Origin of the sequence: Pseudosulfitobacter sp. SM2401 (assembly GCF_042932805.1) — a bacterium.
In the GTDB taxonomy this organism is placed as follows: Bacteria; Pseudomonadota; Alphaproteobacteria; order Rhodobacterales; family Rhodobacteraceae; genus Ascidiaceihabitans.
In genome coordinates, this window is the sequence record NZ_CP170633.1 from 2,922,367 (window position 1) to 2,940,278 (window position 17,912).

The 17,912-nt window shown below is 57.8% G+C and carries 1 protein-coding gene; it reads right to left on the reverse strand.

All coding sequences use genetic code 11. From position 1 onward, the window contains the following. Positions 1–7: 7 nt before the first annotated feature. Positions 8–17,527 (reverse strand): hypothetical protein, encoded by a 17,520-nt coding sequence (locus tag ACFIO0_RS14475; RefSeq protein ID WP_390911106.1) that lies wholly within the window; start codon positions 17,525–17,527, stop codon positions 8–10. Positions 17,528–17,912 lie beyond the last annotated feature (385 nt).

The window sequence follows — 17,912 nt, forward strand, 5'->3', positions numbered from 1 at the left end:
ATTCTCCTCACTGCAGCCGCTTCACGGTGCGTTCAATCGTCAACTTGTAGCGGCCCTGCCCGCGCCATTTTTTGCGGATCATGTCTTCGACGGCGCGCAGGCGTGCACGCGCGCCCTTGACCTGTTCACCGGGGTCCATGACGTAGGACAATCGCAGGCTGGATGGCGTTTTCGAGATCCGTTTGAGCAAGCCATCCACAGCCTGTTCCAGCGCTGTAGACGGTGCCACACGACCTTTGGCAAAGGCAGTTGCCGTTAGATCAATGTCGACAACATTGGTCAGGGACACGCCAAAGTTCATCTTGGCGAACTTACCTTTGGTCAGACGCACAATCCGTGGGTTTTCCGTGGTCACGCGGTAGCCCGTGGGCAACGTTCGCGTGTCCAGTTTCAACGTGTAGTTCGACCCTAGATCACGGGGCAGCGCCGCACATGGCACCGAGAACCGCCCGTGTTCATCCGTGCGAATGATCGTGCCATCCGTGGACACAAGGCGCGCGCCCGGCATGCCCGGTTCTGACGCGTTATCCTGATAGCCATTTCGGTTGCGGTCATCGAACACTTTGCCGATCACATCCGAGCAATCAAAGACCGGTTCGGGTTGTAGATCGACCGTGGCCGTTGCGATGTTGGACTGGCGTGTGCCGGTTGCATCCTCAAGCCAGGCTTGGTTGGTCAGTGGTCCAATCACGGCCCCGGCAATTACACGTGCCGACAGGGTGACCGTGATGGTTTGGGCAGGCGCAATGTTCAGCCCGCTCCATTCCAGACGACGACCCGCCACGACCGGCGCGGTCGCGACGGCATCAACCGCACCAGACCCCGGTGTGAACAGCAAGCCCGCAGGCAGCACGTCAACGAAGGTCGCGTTGGTAAACGTCTGCGAGGTGTTGTTCACAAACGTCAGCGTGTAGTTGATCGTTTCGCCCAGCACCGCTGTGCGACGGTCAGCCGTTTTGGTGGCCAGCACATTGGGCACAGTCGCGCAATTGGTCAGCGGAATGTTGTTGTTCAACACATACGGATCGCCAGCCGCGACATCAAAGGCTGTGTAAAACGGGTTCGCCGCTGCTGTGAAGTCGGTCAACACGCCGGTGCTGCCAAATTCGTTGGACCCAAGGGATGCAGGGTTTGCGGGCAACAATGTTGTCGCATCCAATGTTCCCAAAGACGTCCGTGCCGTCGACACAGTGCCCCCGGGCGGGTAGGCCGCCGTCAACGTGTAGTTGCCTGCTGCCGTTGCAAAGAACTGGAAGTATCCGGTGGATCCGTCCTGAATGATCGTGATTGGACCGTTTGTTCCGGTGCCCGTCTGGCTAAACCCGCCCCCCGACACAGTGATCCCGCCGCCAGACAAAATCCGCCCGTCGTCTTCGCAGTAGAAATAGCCGGTCGGGTCGTAGTCTTCGTTGTCAGGGATGCCGTCGCCATCACGGTCATTTGTGCCCTCAAGGTTGTCGACAACGCCGTCGTTGTCCGCGTCCGCAAGGTCCAGAACCGACGTGCCAGTTCTACCTTCACTCAACTGGTCCGACGTTGCCGTGGCCGAGTTGTCACTGCCCGGATAGGCCGCCGCAGACGAATAGGTCGACACGATTGTGACGGTTCCGGTTTCACCCGGTTCCAGCGTTGGATTGCCCGCCAGCGTGTTGGTATCCGTGACGCCGTCGTAGGTCGTGCTGGCGGTGCCATCGGTGAATCCCTCGATGCTGACTTGGGTCGGATAAGCCGCCAGCAGCAGGGTCGCAGGCGCTGAATAGACGCTCAGATCATCGACCAGTTGCAAGCCCGTTTGGGTCACGTTGCCAGTGTTTTTAACCGTGATCGTAAAGATCAGCTGTTCGACCGTCGGGAACAGAACAAACACGTCACCCGCAGTTTTCAACACTTCAAGTTCCGGCATCGGCGCGATCTGAACAGGGGTCGGCGTGTCGCCCGTGCCGGTGCCGTTGTCAGACACATCCGACAGCGTGCCACCCAACGGGGTCGTGCCCGTTGCCGTAGCCGAGTTGCTGAGCCCGCCTGAATCCACGTCCGCAAGCGTCAGCGTGTAGGTCGCGGTGTAAGTCGCGGTTTCGCCAGTCATCAAGGTCCCTGCGGGCGACGGTGTGTCGCCGTCTGACCCGACAAACGCGATGGCCACGGGCGTGACCTCGTCGCCGTCAAGGTTGGTCATCGTATCGGCGACAGCCACGCCCGTCAGGGTCACGTTGCCCGTGTTGCGCACGGTGATCGAAAACACCACGTCTTCGCCTTCGATCACACCGGCCGAGGTGACAGACTTGAGCACTTCGATCGACGGCACCGGTGAAATCAACACCTCGGTGGCGTCATCCTCTAGGTTGCCATCATTCGGATCATCATCAGCGGACACGTCAGACACGGGATTGTTGTCGGGGTCATCACCACTGACGGTGGCCGTGTTGCTCAGGCCCCCTGCGTCGATGTCGGTCTGCGTGATCTCGTGCACAACTGACCACGTCGCCGTTGCACCGGGGTTCAGCGGCACGGGCACGTTGACCGGCGAAACCGTTACGCCAGCAACCGCGCTGCCGTCAAAGCGGCGCAGCGTATCCGTCACACCAAGGTTCGTCAGATCGACGTTGCCCGTGTTCAGGGCCGCAATTGTGAACGTCACCTGATCGCCCACAGCCATACCGCTGGACACTGCGGATTTCGAAACTGTCAGCTGCGGTTCACGCACTACGGTGAAAATCGTCTTGTCGTCTTCGGTGTTGCTGTCGTTGTCGATTCCGTTGTCAGACACATCAAAGACCACCTGCCCGTTCGGACCAGAGGCCGTGACGGTCGCAGAGTTTTGTAATCCGCCTGCGTTCAAATCGCCCTGAACCAACGTGCGGCCTGCCGTGTAAATCCACGTTTCGGTCACGTCCAACTTGTCGTCGTCATCGGTGTCCCCCGACACCAACGCAAACGGTTGGTCTAGCGTGACAGGCGTGCCGTCCAACCGCTGCATCGTGTCTTGAGGTTGCTGCGGTGTCAGCGAAACATTGCCGGTGTTCACCACCGTCAGCTGGAACGTCACGACGCTGCCAAGGGCCGATGCGGATGGCAACACAACTTTGGTCACGTTCAACGAAGGCACCTGCGCAGGGCCGTCTGTCGTGATCGTGTCGCTTTTTTCAACGTCTGTGCCAAATGGGTCTTTGCCTTTGGCGGTGCCGGTGTTTTCGATTTCACCCGCATCGATTTGGGCCTGCGTGATTTGGATCGTGTAGGTACAGGTCGTGTCCGATTGGCCCGGCGCAATGCTGGCAATCTCGCAGCTGAACGCCGCGTCCATCACGTCGGTCACGGTGATGTCTGTCAGCGTGGTGTTGCCGGTATTCGCCACCGTGAACACGTACGACAGGTTTGATCCAACCGCGCCAAACGGATCGGGTGAGGCAACTTTGGCCAAGGTCATCGAAGGCGCGGACGCAGGCATAACCGTGGTTTCGCTGCCTGTGCCAGACACACCGGTGCCTTGCGGCGTCACAGCGTCAGCCGTCGCGATGTTCACTAACTGGCCACGATCAATGTCGGCTTGAGTCACGATGTGGGTGTCGGTGCAGGTCAGCGTCGCGCCGCGCAGCAATTGCGGCACGGTGCAGCTGAGGGTCGGCAGCAACGGGTCGCTCACAACCACATTTGTCAGCGTTTGGTTCCCCGCATTCGTCGCGACCAGCGAGTAGGTCAGCGTTTCGCCAACCACAGTCACCGGATTTGGTGTCGAGGTTTTGAGCAGCGTGATTTCCGGAACAAGGTCAGCGTCAACCGTTTCCGTAACCGGCGCGGATGTGGTGGTGGTGTCGTCCGCGCCAAAAATGGTCTTTGCAAAGGCTTCGTTGGTGACGAACCCTGCGTCCAAGTCTTCTTGGGTCACGGTGTCGGTGGCCGAACACGTCACCACGTCGCCGGATGCAAACACATCGGTGGCTGACATTGGCGCAAAGCAGATGATTTCGCCCAAGCGGTCATCCTGAACCACGACGTCCTTCACAAAGGCGCGGGTGCCTGCGTTGGTCACCGTAAAGGTGTATTCGATCTCGTCGCCGACTTCGGTAAAGGTAGCGCCATTTTCGGCCGCTTTGACGATGTCCAATGCAGGAACGCCAGCTTCGGGGATGGTTTCAAACACCAGCGGGCTGGTCGTTTCACCGTCCGTCGCAGAGGCAAGATTGGTGACAGAGCCAAGGTCAACGTCATCCGCCGTCACGGTGTAGGTGCCGGTGCAAGTGTAGGTTGCCAGCGGCGCGATGCCGTCATCAGGGAACGCGTCGCAGGTGATGCTGGCTGGATCAATCAGGTTGTCAGAAATCGAAATCTGGTCTTCCAACGTGATGTTGCCGGTGTTGGTCACGACGTAGGTGTAGGTCACTTCAAGCCCCGGAATGAATGCAGCGGCGGTGACGTCCTCGGCGGTTTTAACAACCTCCATCGCGGGCAATTGGTTGGCAGGCACAACTAGAGTTTCATCGTCAGATGTGGTGGTGCCGTCGGTCGCCGAGGCGATGTTTGTCAGCGCGCCAAGGTCCAGATCGTCTTGGGTAATCGCATAGCTGCCTGTGCACAAAACCGACGCGTCGGGCAAGATCGGGCCAGCCGCACACGTGATCACGCCACCTGCATCCGTGATCAGCGGGTCGGTGATGCTGAACGGACCGTCCAGCGTGACGTTGCCCGCGTTTGTCACTTCGAATTCAAACGCAACGCTTTCGCCCAGCACGCTGTAGGTTGGGGCGGCACCCGTCGGCAAACGCTTGATCAACGTCAGCTGAGGGTCAGACGGAATAACCAAATCAGTGGTTTCGTTGCCGTCCGCAGGGTCACTGTCGTCCGTTACGTCCGTCAGCGGCGATCCGACCGGCGGCGTGCCCGTCACAACCGCGCTGTTGGAAATACCACCAGCGTCAATGTCGGCCTGCGTCAGCTTGTAGGTGGCGGTGTATGTCGCGACTTCATTCGGGGCCAAAACCCCTGCGCCCGATCCCGCAGTCGAGCTGACAAAGATCGGACCCGAGGTCAGATCAACCGGCGTGCCATCAGCGCGCAGCAGCGTGTCGCTGACAATGGCAACATCGCGCAAGGTCACGTTGCCGGTGTTTTCTACGGTGATCGCAAAGACAACCGTTTGGTCCACCGCGATGGTCGTTGACGTGATGGTTTTCAGCCCGAGAATTCCTGGCATCGCAGGGACTTGCACCAGCGTCGGATTGTCTTCGCCGTCCTCGGGAATGCCGTTGTCGGACACGTCACTCACCGCTGTGCCGTTTGGCGTCACGCCCCGCGCCAGAACCGAGTTGGTGATCCCGCCGCCGTCAATATCGTCTTGGATCAGGGTGTAGGTCGCGGCGTACGTCCAGACTTCGTCGACCTCTAGGTCACCCGAAATTCCTGCATCGCCCCCTGTCAGAACCGGTTGCGTGGTCAGTGCCAGCGCCGTGCCATCAGCCCGTTTCAGCGTGTCCACCAGCGTCACAGTGTCCAACGTCTGGTTGCCGGAGTTCGTGACCGTGATGCTAAAGCTGACGGTTTCGCCAGCAACAGGCGGGTTCGACAGCCCGGCGATGTCTGCCGTTTTCAGAACAGTCAGCGCGGGATCAGCATCTGCAACAGGCAGATCAACGGTTTTGGTGTCCGTCGGCGGCGTCACACCGGACGGCGTTGTCGTGGTCACAGTCGCCGTGTTGGACAGGTCGTTTTGCGCGTCGATATCGCCTTGGGTCACGACGTAGGTTGCCTCGAACGTCACGACGTCCTGTGGGCCCAAACTGTCCCATGTGCCGTTTGCGCCTGCGTCCGTGCTGTTGCCTTGCTCGGCAAAGTCGCTCAGCAACGTGTCACCAGCAACGTTTAGCGCGGCGGTGCCTGCTGCACTGGTGTGATCATCCGCAACAATCGCGTTTGTCAGCGTCACATTGCCGGTGTTTTCAAGCCTATAGAGATAGGTGATTGTCTCGCCTTCGACCACGTCAGGGGATCCGACAACTTCTTTGGTCAGGCTGACACCCGGCGTGCGCACGGACGGTACATTCAGCGATGTTTCTGCGTCGCCCGGAACCGTGGGCAACGGCACTTCGGTGCTGGACACGCTGGCGATGTTCGTCACGCCGCCTGCATCAATGTCAGCCTGCGTGACGGTGTAGTCACCGCTACAGATCAAAGTCGCAGACGGGATCAACCCTGTTGTCGGGATCGGCGCGCAGTTGACGTTGGCGATCTTGTCATCGACGACAACCGGTTGGTCAAACAAGGTCACGTTGCCCGCGTTGGTGACGGTGTAAGTGTACGTCACGCTGTCACCAAAGGCCGCGATGTCAGACACATTCGCCGCCTTGGCAATCGAGAACGCAGGCGCGCGCTCTGGGCCTTGCACGAACACATCGCCGGTTTCGCTAAGCGGATCGGCGTTCGGATTGGCCGGCTGCGCAGTGGCTGTGGCCACGTTGGTAAAACCACCAACAATCGCACCATCAACGGTGTTCTGTGCGTTCACGTCATCCTGCGTCGTGGTGTATTCAACGATGCAAGACGCGTTTGTCGCATTCGGCGCCAGCGACGCAATCGTGCAGGTCGCGGGCGTCACCAACAGGTTGTCGGAAATCGACAGGTTGTTCAGCGTCACATTGCCGGTGTTCTCAACCGAAATCACAAAGCTGATTTTCTCACCCGGTGCGGTAAAGACTGGGCCAGACACAGGTGCGCCTTGGATCGTTTTGGTTACAACCAAAGCAGGATCAGGGGTATCCAACGGGTGCGTGTTATCTTGGGTGTCAGTGATCGTTTCGCCCTGCGGATCAGCGCCCGTTGCGGTGGCGGTGTTCAGCAGAACTTGGGCATCGACATCGGCTTGGGTCACGTCATACATGCCCACACAGGTCAAAACATCGCCGGGGGCTAGAACCACGTTGGCCGGGGCTGCTGCACCGTCAACTTCGCAGGTCAGCGTAGGGATCAACGGGTCGACCAATGTCACACCGCTGATTGTCTGGTTGCCAGTGTTTTCAGCCGTCAGCGTGTATTCCAGCGTGTCGTCGACCTCGGCAGGGCTTGGCCCGTTCGTCACGGATTTCAGAACCGTAAATTGAGGGTCTTTGACCGCATCCACGGTTTTGATCGCTGCCGGTGACAGCACGAGCGTTTCGTTGGCTGTGCCGGGCGCAAAGGTGGTCGAGGCAACCGCTTCGTTGGTGACGAAACCAGCGTCCAGGTCTTCTTGGGTCACGGTGTATTGCGCCGTGCAGGTGGCTGTTTGACCAATCCCGAACGACGTTGTGGGCGTGTCAACGTAGCACGCAATCGGGTCGTCAAAGCGGTTGTCCGCGATCGAAATATCCGTGTTGAACCCCGTGCCGCCAGAGTTGGTGATCGTGTAGGTGTAATCGATCTTGTCGTTCAGCAAGGCAAAGCTTGCGTCACTTGGCACGCTGTCTTTGGTCAGGCTGAGCGCAGGCACCGCCCCCACCGGATAGATGTCATTGTCTGTGGGCGAGGTCACAACCGCACCGTCAAAACTACCGGAAGCCGCCGCCAGGTTCAGCGTCGATCCAAGATCAAGGTCCACCTGACGGATCATGTAGCTAGACGTGCAAGTCGCAGTTTGCGTCGGGTCCAGTGATGCGGGCGCGGTCGAACAATCAACCGTCGACAGGTTGTCAAACACGGTAAACGGCCCGTCGATAGTGACGTTTCCGGTGTTGGTGATCAAAAAGCTGTAGGACAAAACCGTGTTCACGTCGAACTGGTCAGGCACGGCGCTGGTGCGGGTTTTCGCGATCTCTAGCAGCGGCGTTTGCAGGGCTGTCACGGTGGCCGACGCAGGTTCGTCTTCGTCAACTGTGTCGCCATCAAACGTGGTTTGCGCGGTGCCGACGTTGGTCACGGAACCGTCGTTCAGGTCTTGCAAATCAGCGGTCCAGACCTGTTCACACGTGACCATACCGCCCGGCGCAAGGCCGATGCCGCCACAATCCAGCGTGCCGGAAATTTTGTCGTCAAACACCGACACAGCAGAGGTCAGCGTGACGTTCCCTGTGTTGGTGATCGTGTATTCAAAAATGGTTGTGTCGTCAGGCTTCGCGTAGGTCAGGGGCGATCCCGCCTTGACTGCTTTGGCAATCGAAATGGCAGGCAATTGATCCGCTGTGACGTTAATGTCGGCCTCGTTGCTTTCGACTTCGGTGGTCGTGGGGTCACCATCAACAAGCGGCACAACCGGTTGGTTGGCCACGGCCGTGGCCACATTGTCGAACGATCCGTTGTCCAGATCGTCCTGCGTCACGCGGTAGCTGCCGGTGCACAAAATAGACGCCCCCACCGCAATCGGCGACGGTGCACAAGACAGCGTGCCACCGGTCGAGGTGATCAACGCGTCGTTGATTACGACAGGTGCTGTGATCGTGATGTTGCCTGCGTTCGTGACTTCGAATTCAAACTCGACTTCTTCGTTCAGCGAGGCGAAGGTCGCAGGTTCGCCTGTTTTCAAACGTTTGATCAGCTCTAATTTCGGCGCTGCCTGTAGGCGCACGTCGGTTGAATCGTTGTCCGTGTTGCCATCGGTGTCGTCGCCATTGTCCGAGGTATCGCTGACCGCGTCGTTCGCCGGTGTTTGCGCATCAACCGTGACCGTGTTGTTCACGCCGCCTGCGTCGATGTCCTCTTGGGTCAAGGCATGCGTCGCTGTGTAAGTCCATGTTTCTGTTGTCTCGAGCGTGCCAGTCACGCCGCCATCGCCCGCAGGTGACCCCAGCGCCAGCGTCAATGCTGTGCCGTCGCGCCGCGTGAACGTATCATCCGGCGTTACCGCATCCAGCGTGACGTTGCCGGTATTTTCGACCGTGATCGAATAGACGATTTCATCGCCGACTTTGACCGGATCAGACAGGCCAGACGTGTTCGCGGTTTTCACCACGTCAAGCGAGGCCACCGGAGCAATTGTGATGCCGGTGGTATCGTCGCCCGTGACGCTGTCGTCATCGGACAAATCGCTGATCGCGGTGCCATCGGGGTCATCCGCAAACGCCGTTGCTTGGTTGTCGATGCCGCCCGCATCCACGTCGATTTGCGTCAGCGCGTAGGTCGCGGTAAAGGTCATTGTCGCAGTGCCAACCGGCAGATCCAACACGGCCCCATCGCCGCCCTCGTCCGCCCCACCGCTGGCCAAAACCGGGGTCGGTTCGGGATCAGACCCCGTGAACGTCGTCTCGGAAACAGCCACGTCAAACAGGGTCACGTTACCCTCGTTTGACACGACGTAAGTGTAGGTCACGATGTCGTCTTTGTTCACAATCCCATCACTGCCCGCATCAACGCTCGCAGTTTTGATGACCGCGATTTTCGGCGTGCGGTCCAGCGTGACATCCGTGGGGTCATCGCCGTTTGGGGTGTCCGCGTTGGACACATCGTTGATCGTGCCACCTTGGGGCAAGGTCGCTGTCGCGTCAGCCGAGTTACTGACACCGCCTGCGTCGATCGCCGCTTGCGTCAGGACAAAGCTGGCAAGATAGGACCAGGTTTCGCCCACGTTTATCTTGTCGTCGTTGTTCAAATCGCCCGCATCGTAGGTCGGCAACATGGTCAACGTCAGCGGTTGGTCTTTTGCATCCTTCAGCGTGTCACCGATCACGATGTCAGACAGCGTTACGTTGCCGGTGTTGGCAACGGTGATCACAAAATCGATCTTGTCGCCAACGGCCACGGGCGTGGACAGCGTCGGCGTCGCGGTTTTCACGACCTCTAGGCCCGGTTCAGGGTTCAGCGTCACAACAGTTTCGTCGCTGCCAACCGTGCTGTCATCGTCCGAGAGATCGTTGATGGGCGTACCGTCAGGGTCATCGGCCGTTGCCGTTGCTTGGTTGGTGATTGTGCCTGCGTCCAGATCAACTTGGGTCAGCGTATAAATCGCCTCGAAAATGACCGGAGCACCGCCTGCAGCGATGTCCATCGCAGTACCTTGGCCAATCGCGCGACCGCCGGATTTGTAGGCGGGTGCGGGCGTCGGGCCGTCACCCGAAAATATGGTCTCAGTGACGGAGGCATCAAACAGCGTCACGTTGCCTTCGTTGCTGATGGTGTAGGTGTAGGTGATCGTGTCGCCCGCATCGGCGATGCCATCGGTGCCTGCATCCAGAACCGCCGTCTTGATCACAGCCAGCAAAGGGTTGCGCGGAATGTCGATTTCAACGGGCGTGTCCAGCACTTCGGTGATTGGGGTGTCTTGGGGATCGGTGCCCGAGACGCTGACGGTGTTTTCGAGACCACCGGCATCAAGCCCCACCTGATCAACGGTGTAGGTCGCGGTGTAAACATGGGTTTCGCCCACGTCCAATTCCTTGTCACCATCCGTGTCGCCGCGATCCAATTCAGGGTCAGTGACAGTCAATACGTCATTGGCGTCGCTGGTCAGATCATCGTCCAGCACGATATTTGTGATCGTCTGGTTGCCTGTGTTCGCAACCGTGATTTCAAAGCTGATCACATCGCCGATCACAACCGGATCGCTGAGACCCGTGGCATCGCCTGTTTTGCTGACAGTGAATGACGGCGTTTTGGCAGCGACCGTGACGGTCGCGTCTGATTCAACTGGGTCCAGCGCTGTGTTGTCAGGGTCATTTGCCGTGACAGTGGCGGTGTTGGCGAGCGTCACTTGCTGGTCAACATCGTCCTGCGTCACTTTGTAAGTGGCGGTAAACGTGACCACGTCACCCGCGCCCAACGTGTCCCAACTGCCGTTTGCAGCGGCGTCAACCGACGCCCCCGTTTCGTTATTGTCTTGGGTCAGCGTGTCGCCCGCGACCGGCAAAGCAACCGTGCCCGCAGCGCTGGTGTGCTGATCGCTGACGGCCACGTCAGTCAAGGTCACGTTGCCCGCATTTGTCACGGTGTAGGTGTACAAAATGTCTTGGTCTACGACCACATCAGCGGTGGCAGACGGCGTTTTCAAAATTGTCACGGACGGCTTTTGGTCCGCGTCAATCGTCAGATCCGCCAAGGCGGGCGTTGGCACTTCGGTCGACGTGACGGACGCGTTATTGGTCACGCCGCCGTTGTCCAAATCGATTTGCGTCACGGTGTAGGGTTGCGTGCAGGTCACTGTTTCGAGCGGCAAAAGACCACCGGAGGGCAAAGTACCGCAATTGAACGTGCCGATTTTGTCGTCGACCACAACCGGTTGATCGGTCAACGTTACGTTGCCGATGTTGGCGACAACGTAGGTGTAGATGACGGTTTCGCCGACAGTTGTGATTTCACTCAGATCGGCAGACTTGCCCAGCGCGAATTCCTTGATGCGGGTTGGACCTTCGGCAAAGGCATTGTCGTTTTCGACCTCAGGCGTTGCATTCGGGTTGGCAGGCTGCGCTGTGGCTGTGGCGACGTTATCGACACCCGCAGTACCCAAATCGGCAGTGCCGAATTGCGTGTCAAAATCGTCTTGGGTGACCGTGTAGACCACCACGCAACTGTCGTCGGTTTCGCCCGGCGCTAGGGGGCCAACCGTACAAGTCTGCGGTGCCACCAACAGGCTGTCAGTGATGTCGATGCTGGTCAGGGTCACGTTGCCGGTGTTTTCAACTTCGATCACAAAGATCAGTTCTTCGTCCACCGAACTGAAATCGTCTTCTGGACCGGGAAAGCGATCAAGCGTTTTGGTGATGCCAAGGCCCGGTACCGGTGCATCCAATGGATGGGTGATTGATGCAGATTTAGAAAGGCTAGCGCCTTGCGGATCGGTGCCAGACACAGTCGCGGTGTTCGGCAAACCTTGGGCTGCGGCGTCAACCGCATCTTGCGCGTCCAGATCGGCTTGGGTCACCGTGTAATTGCCCACACAGGTCAGCACATTGTTCGGCGCTGTCGGGGACAAAATCACGTTGGACGGCGTCGCGGATCCGTTGATGGTACAGGCAAACGACGCGATGCGGGGATCGGTGACTGTGATCCCGGCGATTGTTTGGTTCCCTGAGTTCGTCGTCTCGATCGTGTATTCCAGAACATCGCCAAGTCCCGCCGGGTTCGCGCCTGAAGTGACCGATTTCACCACATCCAACGCAGGGTTTTCCGACGCCAAAACGGTCGCGGTATCAGATGGGGACACAACAGGAAGCGGCGCACCGGATTGCGGCCCGAACAACGTATTGGCTGTGGCCTCGTTGGTGACAAATCCGGCGTCCAGATCGGCTTGGGTCACTGTGTATTCCGCAGAACAGGTGAAATCAGCGCCGACGTTGAATGTGCCAAGGGATGCAGGCCGGCACACGAACGTGCCGATTTTGTCATCCACAACTGAAATGTCCCCTGCAAAACCTGCCGAGCCCGAGTTGATGATTTTGAAATCATACATCAGCTTGTCGCCAAGCGTGTCAAAACTGGTTGTCGATGGATCGACAGTTTTTTCGATACTCAGCGCGGGGTCGCCGTCGACAGGAAAGATGGAGGAACTGGAGGGCGATGTCACAGACGCGCCGTCAAATGTGCCCGAAGCGGTGGCGACGTTGGTGGTCGAACCCAGCTCAAGATCGCCCGACGTGATGGCGTAGGTCGCGGCACATTCTACGGAAATTGTGGGCAGCAAACCACCTGCCGGCACGGCGTCGCAGATGGCTGTCGTGATGCTGTCCGCGATGGTGATCGGACCATCAATTGTGACGTTGCCGTTGTTGGTCACAACAAATTTATAGGTCAGCGTTTCGGTATCATCAAAGATCAAAGGGATCGGCGCATCCAGCGTTTTGACCAACAACAACGACGGGTTTTGCACGGCAGGAACCGTCACGCTGTCGCTTGGCGATTGGACAGTGCCTCCGTCAAATGTAGTATCCGCAGTCGCGATGTTGGTGACTTCGCCGTCGTTCAACGCGGTCTGGTCTGCGGTCCAGATTTGCTCGCAGGTGACTGAGCCAAGCGGAGCCAAATCAGCGACAGAGCATGTCAGAGTGCCGGCGATTTTATCATCGTTCACGAGGATATCTTCGGCCAGCGTCACATTGCCTGCGTTGGTCACGACGTATTCGAACGTCACCGTGTCACCAACCACAGAATAGCTAGAGGCCGAGCCCGATTTCACACGCTTGTCGATGATCAACTTGGGGTCTTGATCAGCCAGAATTTCTTCTTCGACTTCGGGTGACGTCACGGTCACAATCGTGTCCCCGCCAACCATTTGCGCGACCACGGATTGCGTGACAGACGCCGTCGCCTTGTTGACGATCTTGCCCAAATCCAGATCGGGCTGCGTTACGATGTGCGTGCCGGTACAATTGAGCGTGCCCAACGGTGCGATCCCCGCTGCGGGCGTCGCATCACAAGCAACGCTGGCGATCCTGTCATCCGCAACTGTGATCGGGCCGGTCAGTGTCATGTTGCCCGCGTTGGTCACGACAAATGCGTAAGGGATCGACTGGTCAAGCGTGCCGAACGGCACGCCCAAGCCTTCGGTTTTGGTCATGATCAAGGCAGGGTTTTGCACTGGGCCAGTGACCGTCACCATGTCGTCATCCGTGACGGCCGTGTTCTTGGCCAGTGATTTGCCCGTCACCGTCGCGGTGTTGGTAAAGCTTGCGACATCGACGTCCACCTGCCCGAAATTCTTGATCGCTGTCAGGGGTGTGCCGTCGCCGCAGGTGGTCGCGATCGCACCGGGCAACAAATCATTCAACGTACAGCTAAAGCCCGCCAAAGCCGGGTCCGTCACGATCAAGTCTGTCAGCGTTACATTGCCGGTGTTGGTCACCGTGAACGTGTACACTTCGCTGTCCGTCGCCGAGGTGTAAACCCCGTCCGTGAATGCTTTGACGATCTGCACAGTCGCGTTTTCGTCCGGGCCTTGAACCAAAGCGACCGAGGTTTTGTCCGCTGGGGCCGTCACGCCAGAAGGGGCCGTGACAGACGCCGTCGCCGTATTGGTGAACTGACCGTTGTCCACATCCGTTTGGGTCACGTTGTAGGTCGTGGTGCAGGTTGTGTCGTCTGTGACACCGGGCAAAATCGACCCGATCACACAGTTCACAGCCGGCGAAATATCCGTGTCGGTAATCGTCACGTCGCTCAGTGTGGTGTTGCCGGTGTTGGTCACCGCAAAGGTGAATTCAACCGGATCGTTCGCCAACGTAAACCCGGAAGCTGCCGTTTTTTCAAAATCAAACGATGCCGTGCGCACAGGGCCGTTCAAAGTCAGCGGGAAATTTGACGTCGTGATCTGGGCACCGGAAACGCTGGCGATGTTGTCGATTGACCCTGCGTCCAAGTCCGCTTGTGTGACCGTGTGGGCAAAAGTGCAAATGTTGCTGGTGACCGTCGGTAGCAACCGGACGATTGCGCAGCTGTAGGTCGGATCCAGCACGTCCGTCACTGTTAAATCCGTCAGCGTTTGGGTGCCGTCATTTTTTACGGCCAGCGTGTAGGTGATGACCTCGCCCAACGTGGAGAACGCAGGTTTGTCCGCTGTTTTCACGATGCTGGCGATTGTTGTCGCAACGGTCGGTAGAACCGGCACCGTTTCGATTGCCGTTTTGGTTTGGCCGATGCCGCCGGCTGTTTGGGCCGCCGCAGATGCAGTGTTGTTGACGATTTCGGCGTCCATGTCTGCTTGGGTCACGTTGTAGATGCCCGTGCAGGTCGGCGCGTCAGATGGCGCAACATTGGTGAATGTACAAACCAGCGCGGGGATCAACGGGTCGGTGACGATGATCTCTGTGTAAGTGACGTTGCCGATGTTGCTTGCGGTAAAGGTGTAGGTGATCTGTTCGCCCACGGCAGAAAACGTCGGTGTGCTGGCACTTTTTGTGAACGTGAATTCTGGATTTTGGTCCACAGGCACGGTCGCATCCACTTGCGGTGACGTGATGGTGGTTGTGACGCCGCCTTGGGTGAACGGGAAAGACGCAGTGGCCGCGTTTTCCACAGACCCAGCATCCAGTTCCGTTTGGGTCGGATCGTACGTCGCAAAACAATCAAAGCTGTCGCCCGCGTTCAAAACTGCCGGCTGCAACGAACAGTCAGCGGCGGCCGCCAATTTCGCATCGTTGATCGTGATCGGCTGGGTCGCCAGTTGGATCTGCGTGTCGCCGGAATTGGTTACCGAAAATGTGTAGGTGATCGTGTCTGTGGTCGCTGCAACGGCTGCCAAATCCGGTGTTTTGGTCAAGGTCACTGCGGGTTTCAGAACCGGCGCGATGGTTACCTGAACCTCGGGGGATTGTGTGGTGCCAGCGCTGGCCGACGCCGTGTTTTGGACGACGCCTGCTGCAATGTCATCTGCGGTGAACGTGTATTCAGCCGTACAAGACAGCGAATTGTTGCGGCCCAAAGGCGTGTCAAAACAGTCAAATGTCGCCGGAAATTTACTGTCGGTGATCGTGATCTTGGGCGCGCCAATGTTGGAGTTGATCCGCACGTTGCCGACGTTGGTCACCTCGTAGGTGTAGATGACGGTTTCGCCGACTTGAAACTGAGCAGCGGTAATTGCCGGCGCCGTTTTGACCAACGAAATTGCAGGCTTTTGAACTGCTGGAACCGTGACGGTATCATCGTTAGACGTGACGGTAGCCCCCGTCCCTGCCGCCGTCGCAGTTGCCGTTGCGATGTTGGTCACACCGCCACGGTTTATATCAGCCTGAAGGGTCGCGTAGTCGGCAGACGTACAGGTGATCTGGGCACCCGGCGCGATGGTCGTTTCGGTACAGGTCGCAGTCGTCTTGTCATCGGTGATCAACGGCGCATTCAGCGTGACATTGCCGGTGTTCGTCAGGACGTAGTCATAGGTCAGGTCAATTCCCACAGCCTCAAAGCTGGTGGGCGAGCTGGCGTTCAACCGTTTGTCCAGCGTCAGGCCCGTCGTGCGCGCAGCATCGACACTGGCCGTGTCCGCGCCATCCGCCGTGTTTGCACCAACCGTGATAGTCGCCGTCGCGCTGTTGTCGACCTTGCCGGTGTCGATGTCCATTTGCACAATGGTGTAGCTGGCCAAACACGTGATGGTTGCGTCCGGCGCAACAGAGCCGCTTGGACAAGTCGCGCCATTTGTCAAAACATCCGTGACAACGGGTGCGGCGGGAAATGTCACCGTGCCAGTGTTTTTGATCTTGAATGTGTAATCGATCACATCGCCAACCGCGTCGTAATCAGCGGTCGTCGCGGTTTTCGTGAAATCCATGCTCAGAACCGGCGTCGCGCCTGGAATTGTGACCACGCTGGTGTCGGTTTCGTTCGGACCACTTGGGGGCGTGCCGACAACTGTCGCCGTATTGCTAAGCTCGGTTGCGTTGGTCGCAAAGGCGTCAATGTCAGTTTGCTTGACCGTGTATGTGCCCGAACAGGTTTGTTCTGCATTCGGTGCCAAATCCCCGATCGTACAGGACAACGCAGGGATCAACGGATCCGTGACTTTGACTGATGTCAGGGTGACGTTGCCTTCGTTTTTGACCTTGAACGCGTACGGAACAGAGGTGCCCACAGCGCCGAATTCAGCGAGCGTGGTCGTCTTTTCAAGGCTGATCCCTGGTGATTGCGTCGGGCCGTCGACTGTTACTGTGTCTTGCAGCGCACCGAGCGTGCCAAAATCGGGAACGCCGTTTGCCACCGCGATGTTTGTGACACTGCCGTTGTCGATGTCGTCTTGGGTGACCGAATATGTGCCTGTGCATGTCGCAAAATCGGCGGTGCCACCGGGGTTGGTGTCTTGGATGACAGTTTTATCGCAGGAAACAGTCGAAATTTTATCATCTGCAACAGACAGTTGGCGGATTGGAACCGATCCGATGTTCGTGATGATGTAGCTGTACGCAATAGCCTCGCCGACGGTCGTAAAATCCGTTTTATCCGCTGTTTTCTCAAGGCTATAGCCCGGAGCAACGGTCACAATGTCGGTGTTACTGAGCGTTGGGCCACGGCGAAAATCCCAATAGTTGTCGTTAGGGTCATCATCGCGAACCTGCGAAACGGTCTGGCCGGTCGACAGAATATTCGACAATAACGCTGAGTTCGTGGACGAAAACCAGCCGGTGTCATACGTCCGGTTGCCAAAACCAATGCCCGAGCTGATCAGCTGCGTGCCGTCAAGGTTGGTGTTTTGCGTCGGGATGTTCGTCCAGTTGCCAAGGTTAAATCCATTGATCAGCAGATCAATGTTGTTGGCATCAAACTGGCCTGCTTGGGTGTCGCCATCATAGGCTGTGAACCGGACGTAAATGTTGGAAATCGAACCACCAAAATAGGTCGCGCAAGTGCTGAACCCACAATCCAGACTGATCGGATCATTGATGGTAAATGGGTTGCCGCGAAAACGCGTTGGCTGCCCGTTGCTGTTGAATCCGCGAAACGCGCCCGTGGGGTTCGAGAACTGAAAATATGAGTTACCGTTTGCCCCGACCAACACGATCGCGACGCCGCCTGCTTCGGGGTAATCGGCCGGTAGCGTCAGTGTTGTTCCGGGAACAGAGCGGGTGAATTGGGTCGCGTTGGCTGTTGTTGCAATCACCGCAAACGCCATCGCGACGACGCCGGCACTTAGCTTTTTCAAGTAGCTCATCAAATCTCACACCCTTGCTACGCCGGACAACCAGCGGTTGAGAATTCATTTCAGCTACGTAAGCAATTTCTTGCCGTTTTGCGGAAGGGGGAAATTTTAAAAAGAATTGACCGTCGCATGCCGCCCGCCCAAAAGTGGCGCATTGGCAACAACTTTGCTGGCTCTCAAAATTCGAGTTGGCCCGAGATTTTCAGACGACATCTGGACCAAATAGCGCAACCCAAAAATAATCCAAGGCTCAATCTAAAGTTTGTTGCGGCCCAAGCACTAGACGAACCTAAAATCGTTGCAAATCAAGGGTGTCCTCGTCATATTCTGATGAATGGGACCGCAAAGGCTTGCTTTTGTTACGATTCCATCAAAAACCATGACATAAAATCAGGGA